12 protein-coding genes are annotated in these 11,475 nt (G+C 68.2%); 4 read left to right on the forward strand and 8 right to left on the reverse strand.

All coding sequences use genetic code 11. The annotated features are described in order from the left end of the window. Window positions 1-53 precede the first annotated feature (53 nt). On the reverse strand, window positions 54-521 hold the full coding sequence (locus VHP37_15380) for a cupin domain-containing protein (GenBank protein ID HEX2827734.1): 468 nt from the start codon (window positions 519-521) through the stop codon (window positions 54-56). A 12-nt stretch (window positions 522-533) separates the two neighbouring features. After that, window positions 534-1,382, reverse strand: a complete 849-nt coding sequence (locus VHP37_15385) for a class I SAM-dependent methyltransferase (protein HEX2827735.1) — start codon at window positions 1,380-1,382, stop codon at window positions 534-536. Between the two features lie 72 nt (window positions 1,383-1,454). Between VHP37_15385 and VHP37_15390 the strand changes: the two genes are divergently transcribed. Together VHP37_15390 and VHP37_15395 are read left to right on the forward strand one after the other, a co-directional pair. Beyond that, window positions 1,455-3,422, forward strand: coding sequence for a BTAD domain-containing putative transcriptional regulator (locus VHP37_15390; GenBank protein ID HEX2827736.1), 1,968 nt, complete (start codon window positions 1,455-1,457; stop codon window positions 3,420-3,422). Window positions 3,423-3,607: 185 nt separating this feature from the next. Further along, entirely contained in the window at window positions 3,608-3,919 is a 312-nt protein-coding gene (locus VHP37_15395) for a hypothetical protein (protein HEX2827737.1), read from the forward strand. On the opposite strand, the gene VHP37_15400 is transcribed toward VHP37_15395, so the two are convergent. Continuing rightward, window positions 3,920-5,125 (reverse strand): vanadium-dependent haloperoxidase, encoded by a 1,206-nt coding sequence (locus tag VHP37_15400; GenBank protein HEX2827738.1) that lies wholly within the window; start codon window positions 5,123-5,125, stop codon window positions 3,920-3,922. Window positions 5,126-5,246: 121 nt separating this feature from the next. On the opposite strand from VHP37_15400, the gene VHP37_15405 reads away from it, so the two are divergent. Further along, window positions 5,247-6,143, forward strand: coding sequence for a LysR family transcriptional regulator (locus VHP37_15405; protein HEX2827739.1), 897 nt, complete (start codon window positions 5,247-5,249; stop codon window positions 6,141-6,143). Here VHP37_15405 and VHP37_15410 read toward each other — a convergent pair. The 5 genes from VHP37_15410 to VHP37_15430 all read right to left on the reverse strand — a co-directional run bounded on the left by VHP37_15410 (window position 6,140) and on the right by VHP37_15430 (window position 10,198). Beyond that, entirely contained in the window at window positions 6,140-6,562 is a 423-nt protein-coding gene (locus tag VHP37_15410) for a pyridoxamine 5'-phosphate oxidase family protein (GenBank protein HEX2827740.1), read from the reverse strand. The genes VHP37_15405 and VHP37_15410 overlap by 4 nt on opposite strands. Beyond that, complete coding sequence (locus tag VHP37_15415) at window positions 6,559-7,023, reverse strand: cupin domain-containing protein (GenBank protein HEX2827741.1); 465 nt, start codon at window positions 7,021-7,023, stop codon at window positions 6,559-6,561. The genes VHP37_15410 and VHP37_15415 overlap by 4 nt, the downstream gene beginning before the upstream one ends. A 102-nt stretch (window positions 7,024-7,125) precedes the next feature. After that, entirely contained in the window at window positions 7,126-8,088 is a 963-nt protein-coding gene (locus VHP37_15420) for a tripartite tricarboxylate transporter substrate binding protein (GenBank protein ID HEX2827742.1), read from the reverse strand. Between the two features lie 116 nt (window positions 8,089-8,204). Beyond that, entirely contained in the window at window positions 8,205-9,143 is a 939-nt protein-coding gene (locus VHP37_15425; protein HEX2827743.1) for a tripartite tricarboxylate transporter substrate binding protein, read from the reverse strand. Between the two features lie 98 nt (window positions 9,144-9,241). Next, complete coding sequence (locus VHP37_15430) at window positions 9,242-10,198, reverse strand: dihydrodipicolinate synthase family protein (protein ID HEX2827744.1); 957 nt, start codon at window positions 10,196-10,198, stop codon at window positions 9,242-9,244. A gap of 82 nt (window positions 10,199-10,280) precedes the next feature. Between VHP37_15430 and VHP37_15435 the strand changes: the two genes are divergently transcribed. Beyond that, window positions 10,281-11,240: a tripartite tricarboxylate transporter substrate binding protein gene (locus VHP37_15435; GenBank protein HEX2827745.1), complete on the forward strand. Its 960-nt coding sequence runs from the start codon at window positions 10,281-10,283 to the stop codon at window positions 11,238-11,240. The last annotated feature ends 235 nt before the right edge of the window (window positions 11,241-11,475 follow it).

The raw sequence follows: 11,475 nt of genomic DNA on the forward strand, positions 1-11,475 counted from the left end.
CGCCAGTGTGGCCGCGACGCGAGCCGCGGACAAGCCGGCGCGCCACCGGCAGCTCATTGCGCGCGCGGATCGTCGGCGGGGTTGATGTACGTGACGTCGAAAGGACCGACTCCGTTGATCTGCACGATCGTCTCGACCTCTGCGTGCGCGTAGTGCGGCATGCCGGCCGGCAGGTGCACGAAGCTGCCGGCGGGCAGTCCCTTCAGCGGGGCGCGATCGAGCTTCTCGCCGTGGTTCACCGCGAAACGGCCCGCGATCACCGTCACGAACTCGTCCTTGGAGTGCCGGTGCGGCGGAACGGTAAAGCCCGCAGGGAACTTCAGGCGCAGCACGAACGGTCCCTCCTTGCCCGGATGCCCGAGCAGCGCGGCAGCCTGCGCGCCCGGCGGCAGCGACGGCGGCGCGGGACCCCATTTGACGGCGTCGGCGGCCACCACGGTGTGATGCGTATCGGCGCTCCACGCCGGCGCGGTTGCGGCAAACAGCGCGATCAACAGTGCGGCTTGCGGGATGCGTTTCATGGCGATCTCCGGTCAGTGACGCGTGATGACGACTTCGAGGTACTCGCTCGGCACGACCATCGAGTCGCTGCCGGCGCGGTTGAAGCGCTGGACGAGCGCGACTAGATCGCGCTCCAGCGCCTGTCGCGCATCCGGCGCAAGCGCGGCGAGCGTCCTGAGCACCGGCCCGTAGTACGTCCCGAACACGTGCAGCCAGTGCTCGGGCGAGCGATAGCGGAAGACGAAGTGCCGCTGCGCCGAGCTGATCGACACCGCGTGCGGCTCGAAAAGCTGCGAGAGCCGCGCGCGCGTGCCCCACAGCGCCGGCGAGGCGGTGCCGGGCGGCGGCAGGTATTGGGCGATCGTCCTGAAGACCTGCCCGATGAAGCCTTCGGGCGTCCAGTTGGCGAGGCCGATCTTGCCGCCGCGTTTGCACACGCGCACGAGCTCCGCCGCCGCGCGCTCCTGGTCGGGCGTGAACATGACCCCAAACGTGGACAGGACGGCGTCGAACGCGCGATCCGCGAACGGCAGCGCTTCGGCGTCGCCGTGCCGGAAGTCGATCTCGAGGCGCTCGGCCTGCGCGCGCTCGCGCCCTCGCTCGAGCAGCCCGGGCACGTAATCGGTCGCAACGACGTGGCACCAGCGGCGTGCGGCCGCGAGCGACGCGTTGCCGTTGCCCGCCGCGACGTCGAGCACGCGCTGGCCCGCGCGCACGTCGAGCGCTTCGCACAATTCCTCGCCGACGATCTGCAGCGTCGTGCCGACGACGGCGTAATCGCCGGACGACCATGCGCCCTGCTGGCGCGCCTTGAGCGCCGCGAGATCGGGGATGGGACGGACCTGCTCGGTGTCGCGCGCGGCGGCGCTGGTGCTCGTCATACGGCCTCCTGGGTCGGGGTTGGCTGATATCCTGTCGCGAGCACAGTCTGGAAGGTGACCGTGGAGACGAGCGTGGGTACCGCCGTGGGAATTCCCGCTGTCGAGGCGCGGCTGCTCGGGCCGCTGTCGGTCGCCCGCGCCGGCAGCGCGGTGGTCCTGCCCGGGTCGCGCAAGCTGCGCGCGCTGTTCGGATATCTCGCGCTCGCGCCGCAGCCGGTGACGCGCTCGCATCTCTGCGAGCTGTTCTGGGACGGCCCCAGCGACCCGCGCGCGGAGCTGCGCTGGTGCCTCAGCCGAATTCGGGGCATCGCCGACACGGCGGAGCGCCGGCGGGTCCTCACGCAAGGGGACACCGTCGCGCTCGATCTCGCCGACTGTTTCGTCGACGCGCGCGAGATCGCGCGAGCCCTGCAGGACGGCGTCGAAGCGCTCGCGCCCGAGCGGCTGCGCAGCTTGAGCGCGCTGTTCGCCGGCGACCTGCTGGACGGCCTCGACATCGAAGGCAGCCCGCTGTTCGGCGGCTGGCTGGTGGCGCAGCGCCGGCGTTTTCGCGGCTACCACGCGGCGATCCTCGAGCGTCTCGTCGGCGCGTCGGACGACGAGCAGGTGTTTTCGTATCTCGACGCGTGGCTGCGGCTCGCGCCGTTCGATCTGCACGCGCACGCGGCGCTGCTGCACGCCCTCGCGCGACGCGGCCGCGTGCGCGAAAGCGAGGAGCACGTCGCGACGGCCGCGCGTCTCTTCGATTCCGAAGGTCTGGACGCGACGCCGCTGCACGAGGCCTGGCAGGCCGCGCGGTCACGTGCGGAAAGCGCGCCGCAGGTGCGGGTCGAATGGCCGTCCGAGACGCTGGAGCCGGGCGCCGCCGGCGAGCCGCGCCGCGCGTCGATCGCGGTGATGCCGTTCAACGAAACGGGCGACGCGCCCGGCGGTTTCGCCGACGGGCTCGTTCACGACATCATCACGCGCCTGGCGAAGCTGCGCAGCCTGTTCGTGATCGCGCGCGGCAGCGTCTTCGCACTGCACGAGCGGAAGGTGTCGCCCGAGGAAGCAGGGCGTGCGCTCAACGTCGATTACGTCGCGAGCGGATCGCTCCGGCGCCGGGGCGATCGCCTCGTGCTGTCGGTGGAGCTCGCCGAGTCGCGCACCGCGCGCATCGTGTGGGCCGAAGTGTTCGACCAGAAGACGGCCGAAGCGCTTGCCGTCCTCGACGACGTCGGCAACCGCATCGTCGCCTCGATCGCGCACGAGATCGAGACCATCGAGCGCAACCGCGCGCTGCTGCGGCCGCCGGGCTCGCTGGACGCGTGGCAGGCGTATCACCGCGGCCTGTGGCACATGTACCGCTTCAACACGAGCGACAACGAGCGCGCGCAGCACTTCTTCAGGACCGCGGTGCGGCTCGACCCGACCTTCGCGCGCGCGCACGCGGCGCTGTCGTTCACGCATTTCCAGAATGCGTTCCAGGGCTGGGGCCCGCGAGCGCCCGAGATCGAGCGCGCGTACGCGGTCGCCGGTCACGCGCTCATGGCGGACGATCTCGATCCTGCCGCCCACTGGGCGATGGGCCGCGCGCTCTGGCTGCGCGAGAGCCAGGATCAGGCGATCGTCGAGCTCGAGCGGGCGATCGATCTCTCGCCCAATTTCGCGCTGGCTCACTACACCCTCTCGTTCGTGCAGTGCCAATCGGGCGATGCGCGCGCCGCGATCCGCGCCTCCGACCACTCGCGGCATCTCAGCCCGTTCGATCCGCTGCTCTTCGCCATGCTCGGCGCGCGCGCGATGGCGCTGGTGCGCCTCGGGCGCTTCGACGAAGCGGCGGAATGGGCTGCGAAAGCCGCGGCGCGCCCGAACGCGCACGCGCACATCCAGGCGATCGCCGCATACAGCCTCGCGCTCGCCGGGCGCGTCGACGACGCGCGCGGCTATCTCAAGGCGCTTCCGCAGTACCGCATCGAGGACTTCCTGACCGCGATGCGCTTCGACGACGCGGGCGCGAAGCTCTTCCGCGAAGCCGCGAAGCGCATCGGACGGCCGTAAGCCGACTGCCGCATTTGGTCACCTGCGTCGCCGGCAGGCGACGGACGCCGGCGGGTCGACCGGCAGCGCGTTCTGGTAAGCCGTTCATCCACAAGGCCTATGCAATCCGGAATGCCGCTGGCATGGTTCGTGCGAAGCGCAGCGCCGAAGCGCGTTTTGCGCGATCGAGCACGAGGAAGCGAACGGTGAAAAGGCTCTGGTCACTCGCAGCAATGGTTCTCGCGTGCGGCATCGTCTCCGGCGAGGCCGCCGCCGCAGGGAACGCCGACGAGCTCGACGCGCGACTCGAGCGACGGATCCGCACGCTCGCGCCCGAGGAACAGCAGCACCTGCGCTCGCTGCTGCTCGCTTCGGCATCGAACGACGCCGAAGCGAGCTATCGCCTCTACCGCTACTACCTCGACCGCGGCCTCGACCGCGAGGCGATCTACTTCGAGACCCGCGCGCTCGACCAGGGCTACACGCCGCCGCTCCGGCTCACGCACCGCCGGGGCTGATCACAGCGGTTTCATGTAGTCCTGCACCGCCAGCTCGCCGATCTTCCGTCCCATATCCGCACCGACTCGCGTCGAGAAACGGTAGTGCACGCCCGCATACACGCGCGCGTCGTTCACTTCCTGCATGTAGTCCTCGATGCTCTCCCACTTGCGCGTGACGCCGGGCGCGGTCGGGCTCGTCATGCTCACCGAGATCGGGCGGTCGCGCAGCACCGACGCGAGCACGGTGCCCACCGCGCTCGACGAGATGCAGTGCGCGCACGGGTATTCGGGATGCATCGGCGTGTCGATGAGCGGCAGCCACGCCGCTTCGCGCGCGATCTCGCCGTTGCCGTGCTGGTCGCCGTTGCGGATCGCGGTGATCGGCCGCCACAGGTTGTAGGCGTACTTGGCGTCGAACACCGAGATGAACGAATCGGTCGCCGCCATGTTCACCAGTGCGAAGAGCCGCGCGTTGTCGACGAGGTCGAGCTTCGCGGACGACGAGAGCGAGCGCACGATCGGATTCCAGCTCGGCACACCGGTGAGCGCCCAGAAGCGTCCGATGTCGGTCTGCTCCTGCGTGCGCGCGCTGCTCTGCCGGCCGCCGATGCGCTGAATCTCGTTGAGATCCTTCGCCCACTCGGCGCTCTTCAACGCGGGCGGCGGCGCGGGCCGGAACTGCGCCGGCTCCTTCATGAAGAACGGCTTCACCTGCGGCCATTCGGCGCTCACCGGCACCATCGTCGGCACGTACACGCCCGGGGAAGCCGTCGGCCGGTAGGCGAACGAAGCGCCCGCGCCGTCCTTCTCGCGCATCGCGATGCATTGCGCGCCGACCTGCTCGCCGAGCGCGATGCCGGTGTCCCTGGCCGCACCCGCCGGAATCGAAGCGAGCGACGCGGCGTACGCTTTCTCGATCGCGTCGCGCTGGTCGGGATACAACTTCAGCAGCACCGTCCTCGCCGCCGCGACGCCGGCCGCGTCGGCCGACGCACCCGCGGGCGCCTTGCCCTTGAACGCGTACGGCGTATAGCGCGGCTGCACCGCGTTGATCGCATCGAACATGGCGACGTGCACCATCGCCATGGCGCGCGAGCCGTCGGGCGGAAGCTGGCGCGCGGCGGTGCTGCGCGCGAGCGCGACCTCGTTCCAGTCGGTGACCACGTCGGCACGGGCGCCGGCGCAAAGCGTGAGTGCTGCGAGCAACGTGAGCTGCGTCTTCATCGAAGCCTCCGCTGAAAGAAGCCGATCGATTTCGGCACGGTCATTCTCGGCACTGCGTTTTCCGGAATAAATGGGTTGCATCGCATAGGACTATTCCGGTCGATGGAGTAATCTCGCGCGCATGGACAAGCTCGCCGCGATGGGCACGTTCGCCGCGATCGTCGACCGCGGCAGCCTCACCGCCGCGGCGGACGCCCTCAACGCCTCGCTGCCGACGGTCGTGCGCACGCTCGCCGCGCTGGAGAAAGAGCTGGGCGTGCGCCTCCTCAACCGCACCACGCGGCGCATCGCGCTGACCGAGGAAGGCCGCTATTACCTCGAGCGCTGCCGGCGTGTGCTGGCGGAGATCGACGAAGCGGAGCTCGGCCTCTCGGCGCAGCAGAAAGAACCCAGCGGCACGCTGTCGGTCACCGCGTCGGTCATGTTCGGCCGCATGCACCTGGCGCCCGCGGTGACCGCGTTCCTGAAGCAGTTTCCGGCGACTCGCGTCGAGATGCTGCTGCTCGACCGCGTGGTGAGCCTCGTCGAGGAAGGCATCGACGTCGGCGTGCGCATCGGCGCGTTGAGCGATTCGTCGCTGATCGCGATACCGGTCGGCAAGGTGCGCCGCATCGTGTGCGCGAGCCCGGCGTTGTTGAAGCGCGTTGGGACACCGAAGCATCCGAAAGAGCTCGCATCGCTCGACTGCATCGGCTTCACCGGCTTAGCCAACGGACCGCAGTGGAGCTTCGTCGAGAACGGCCGGACCGTCGCGGTGCCGGCGAAGACAGTGCTCACGTGCAACCAGGCGTACGCGTCGATGGATGCGTGCGCGGCAGGACTCGGCTTCGGCGTCTTCCTGTCCTACATGATCAGGCCGCTGGAGCGCGAGAAGCAGCTGAAAGTGGTGCTGGCCGAATTCGAGCCGCCCGCATTACCGGTCAACGTGGTGTATCCGCACGGACGGCTCGTCTCGACGCGCGTGCGAGCGTTTCTCGACTCGCTGGCGAAGCAGCTGCCAAAGGCGCTCGCCGACTAAGCAGGAACGAGCCTCGGAATGTGCCGCGAGCAGTTCCACTCCCAGGACGAGAGCGTGAAGACGATCGCGTGCTCGACCGTCGCGTCGTATTCGCGGTCGACGACGCGTTTCAGGAACTCGGCATCGTCGACCACCACGCGCGCGCGTCCCCACAGCTTGAGCCGCCGGCCGGCGGCGTAATCCATGAGGAACATGAACGCGCGCTCGTTGCGCGCGAGATTGCCGGTGGTCACGTACTGGCGATTGCCGGCGTAATCGGCGAAGGCGATGGTGCGGCCGTCGAGCACGCGCAGGAAGCCCGCGGGCCCTCCCCGGTGCTGGACGTACGGCTGGCCTTCGGCGCTCGCGGTGGCGATGTAGGCCGAGTTGCGCGCGGCGATGAACGCGACGGCGTCGGCGGAAAGCGCGCGCTCGGTCATTTACCTCTCGGGTCGTCGGCGGGATTCACGTAGGTGACCGTCCACGGCCCCATCACGTTGAGCTGGAAGATCACCTCTTCCTTCGCGATCGCGAAGTGCGGCTGCTTCGGCGGCATGAGGAGCACCGTGCCCGGCGGCATCGCGGTGGCTTTCTGCGGCTCCCACTTGTCTCCCATACCGATGTAGAGCGTTCCGGAGAGGATGGTCGAGCGCTCGACCGTGCCGTGATAGTGCGGCGCGACCTTGTAACCCGCCGGCAGCTTGATCCGTATCGTGACGAAGCCTTCCTTGTTCGGATCGCCCTCGATGACGGCGACCTTGGCGCCCGGCGGCAGCGACTTCACGTCCATCCATTTGAGGTCGGACGGCCGGACGATGCGATGGTGGTCCGCAGACGCTGCGTAGGCCGAGGACGCCGTCACCGCGAGCAGCACGGCCGTTGCGATAGCTCTGATCGTCATCGACATCTCCGTGGTTGAGCGCCGTGTTCGCAGTGTGGCAGCGGCATCGGGCGGGATAAAGGACACCGGCGGCAACGCAGTACTGCGCGTAATGCAATAGTTTCAATCCGCGCGGATGCTCGCGGCCTTGATCACCGCGCCCCAGCGATTGATCTCCTCCTCCAGGAGCCTGGCGGCCTGCGCCGGCGTATTGCCGACGGGGTCGAGCGCCATGTCGGCCAGGCGCTTTTTCATGTCGGCCGCGCGAAGCGACGCGGTGACCTCGCGGTTGAGCCGCTCGACCACCGGCTGCGGCGTACCCGCCGGCACCGCGAACCCCATCCAGTAGAGCATCACGAATTGCGGCAGGCCGGCCTCGGGCGCGCTCGGGACATCGGCCAGCGCCGCCGAGCGCTTGTCGTCGGTCACCATCAGCGCGCGCAGCTTGCCCGACTTCACGTGCGGCAGCGTGGTCGTCACCGCGCTGACGAGCATCTGCACCTGTCCGGCGATGAGATCGGCGAGCACCGCGCCCGCGCCCTTGTAGGGAATGTGCACGATGTCCACGCCGGCGAGGCTCTTGAAGAGCTCGCCGCCGAGGTGCGTGTTGGTGCCGTTGCCGCCTGAGCCGTAATTGAGCTTGCCCGGCTGCGCCTTCGCGAGCGCGATCAGCTCCTTCACGCTCGAAGCTTTCACCGACGGGTTCACCACCATCACGTGCGGCACCGATATCGCGGTCGTCACCGGCGGCAGCGCCTTGCGCGGATCGAACGGCAGCGTGGTGATGAGCGTTGCGCCGATGGCGTACGACAGCTCCTGCGCCAGCACGGTATAGCCGTCGGGCGCGGCGCGCGCGACCGCGCTCCAGCCGACGACGCCGCCCCCGCCGGTGCGGTTGTCGACGAGCACCTGTTTGCCGAGCGATGCCGTGAGCTCGTGCGCGATGAGGCGCGACACGATGTCGGTCGTGCCGCCGGTCGCGTAAGGCACGACGATCGTCACCGATTTGGTGGGGTAGGCCTGCGCGAAAACGCCGGCGGCATACAACGACGAGACCGCGAAAGCGATCACCCTGGCGATATGCATTGCGAACCTCCCTCATCCAGTCATTCCCGACCCGCGGCAGCGGAAGTGATCGGGAATCCATGTTGACTTTGACGATCCTGAAGATGGATTCCCGCCTGCGCGGGAATGACGAACTCTCAGTGCGTCTTCAGCTTCGCGTAAGCGACGACCTTTTCCCATTTCTCGAGGTCGTGCTTGAGCAGATCGAAGAAGCGTGACGGCGGGCCGCCGCCCGCATCGACGCCGTCGGCGGCCAGCCGCGCCTTGATCTCGGGAAGCTGGAGTATGCGGTTGGTCTCCGCGTTCCAGCGGTTCACGAGCGACTGCGGCAGCGCTTTCGGTCCGATGAACGCCTGCCACGCGTAGGTCTCGTAACCGGGCACGGTTTCGAGGAACGTCGGCACTTCCGGCATCGCGCTCGATCGCTTCGCGCTCGTCACCGCGAGCGCGCGCAGGCGGCCCGCCTTCACGTGCGGATAGATCACCAGCGGACTCCCCAGCAGGAGCTGGATCTGGCCGCCGATGAGGTCGTTCAGCGCCGGGCCCTGCCCCTTATAGGGAACGTGCGTCATCCGCGTGCCGGCCATCATGTTGAAGAACTCGGTCGAGAGGTGCACGCTGCCGCCGGTGCCCGACGAGCCGTAGTTGAGCTTGCCGGGATTGGCCTTGGCGTACGCAATGAGCTCCTGCACGCTCGTGACCGGCAGCGACGGATGCACCGCCGCGAGCTGCGGCGAGATCGTCACCAGCACGATCGGCCTGATGTCGTTCACCGGGTGGTAGGGGAGCGTGAGCGTCGACGCGCTCGCCGAGTAGCTGCTCGACACCATGGTGATGGTGTAGCCGTCGGGCGCGGCGCGCACGCCCGCCTCGATGCCGATCAGCCCTGCGGCGCCGGATCGATTGTCGATCACCACCGATTGCTTGAACGCCGCGCTCAGGTGCGGTGCGATGATGCGCGCCATCGTGTCGACCGGCCCGCCGGCCGCGAACGGCACGATGAGCCGGATGGGCTTGGTCGGGTAGCTCTGCTCGGCTGCGTAGACGCCGCCGGCGGCGAGCAAGCCCACGGTCATTGCGAGCCGCAACGCGGCGAAGCAATCCCGGAGCGTCCGTTTAGCGTGCGCCACGAGATCGCTTCGTCGCGCTGCTCCTCGCGATGACATCGGAAGGCCTACAGGAGTTCGAGCTTGTTCATCAGCGCCCGCACGCCGTCGCGCTCTTCCTTCGGCGCATCGACATCGGGCGGCCGCACGCGCGGGTTCGAGAAGATCCCCTGCGCCACCAGCGCTTCCTTGATGAACGAGGTCGTGGAGCCGACGTGGTGCTTGCGCGTCGCCCGCAAGGGCGCGCCGAAGATGTGGTCGGCGATCGGCGCGCACTTCTCGATGTAGACGTTGCGCGCTTCGGTGTACTTGCCTTCGAGGCAGTGGCCGATGAAGCGCGTCCAGTTCTGCCGCCCGAGCGCCATGATGCCGGCCTGCGCGCCGTCGGAGCCGATCATCATCATGCCGAGCATGTCGACGGTGTCGCCGCCGGTGACGAAGATCGAGAGCTTGCCTTTGAGGCGGTTCCACACCTGGTAGTAGTCGGCACACGTGAAGCACGAAGTCTTCATCGCGACGATCTGCTCGATCTCGTCGGCCATCTTCGCCAGCGTGTCGTTCGAGTACGCGAGCCCGCGCTCGGCCGAGTACTTGAACACCGAGATCGGCATGTTCACTTCTTTGGCGAGCTGCTTGAAGAACTGGAAGGGCGCCTCTTCGCGATCCATGAGGCGCCGCATCCACAGCACGTCGAAAGGCGGCATGACTTCGATGATGTCCGCGCCGGCTTCCTTCGCCTCGTGCGCGGACTGCACCATCTCCGACATGCGGTTGCCGATGACGCCGGACATGATGGGAATGTGCGCGGGCGCGGTCTGTCTCGCGAGCGTGATCAGCCGCCGCTTCTCCTCGGGCTCGAGCGCGTAGACCTCGCCGACGAGCGCATTGACGTAGATCGCGCACAGCCGGTCGGCGCTGCTGACCTCTTTCACGTGCTTGACGTACTCCTGCTCGTTGATGGAGAAGTCCGCGTTGTACGGGACCAGTGCGCTTGCGATGTATCCGGTGAGGCGCGGATCTTTCACGACGACTCCCTTCGAGCATGAGCAGGATGTGATAGCTTTGGATTCTAGCTGCCGTCAACGACAAGGTCGAACGAGAGACCGCATGCTGATCAAAACTTGGAGTGTCGCGCTTCTCGCGCTGCTGCCTGCGATCGCGAGCGCGCAAGCGTATCCGGCGAAGCCGATTCGCATCGTCGTGCCGTTCCAGTCGGGCGGCAGCGTCGAGCCGCTGGTACGTGTCGTCGCGCAGAAGCTGACCGCGGTTTACGGCAAGCCGGTCGTCATCGAGAACAGGCCGGGCGCCGGCGGCATGACCGGCACCGAGTACGTCGCGAAGACGCCGGCCGACGGCTACACGCTGCTCGCGACGCCGAGCGCGTTCGTCATGAACGCCGCGCTCAACCACAACGCGGTCTACGACCAGGTGAAGGATTTCGACGCGGTCGCGGGACTCGCGGCGTATCCGCTGCTGCTCGCGGTCCATCCGTCGCTGCCGGTGCACTCGGTGACAGCGCTCGTCGCGCTCGCCAAAGCCCAGCCCAGCGCACTCAACTACAGCTCCGGCGGCGTCGGCACGAGCAATCACATCGCCGCGGAGCTCTTCGGCCATCTCACCGGGACGCGGCTCACGCACGTGCCTTATAAAGGCGGCGGCCCGGCGTTCACCGCGCTCGTCGCCGGCGAAGTGCACCTCATGTTCGTCGCGTCGCAGACCGCGGCGCCGCTGCTCAAATCGGGCAAGCTGCGCGTGCTCGCGGTCAGCACCGCCAAGCGCTCGCCGTTCTTCGCCGACGTGCCGACGGTCGCCGAAGCGGGCGTGCCGGGTTACGAGGTCGCGTCGTGGACCGCGCTGTTCGCGCCGGCGGGAACGCCTGCGGCTGTCTTGAACGGTCTCAATGCCGAAGTGGCGAAAGGCCTCACGCAGGCCGATGCCGCCGAAGCGCTGCAGAGACAAGGCCTCGAGCGCTTCGCCGGCAGCGCCGACGAGATCGGCGCCGCGATCCGCGGCGAAGCGGCGAAATGGATGAAAGTCGTGAAAGCCGTCGGTATCAAGGCGCAGTAGCAATCAGTCGGAAGCATGAACGGCTTTCGGGACGGGCCGCCTTCTCCTTTCGCTTCATCCCCACACCCTTCGCCGCATCCCCCATACCCTTCCCGCCCTCCTCGCGCCGCTGCCTGCGCTGCCGCTGCGGCATCGGAACCCTGCGACGCCCGACAAGGACGGCGCTGCGAACTCGCCGCACCAGCTCGACTCGTTCAACCGCCCGTCACTTGCAAGCAGCATCGCGCGTGGCACC

This window comes from Burkholderiales bacterium, from assembly GCA_036262035.1.
Taxonomy (GTDB): domain Bacteria; phylum Pseudomonadota; class Gammaproteobacteria; order Burkholderiales; family SG8-41; genus JAQGMV01.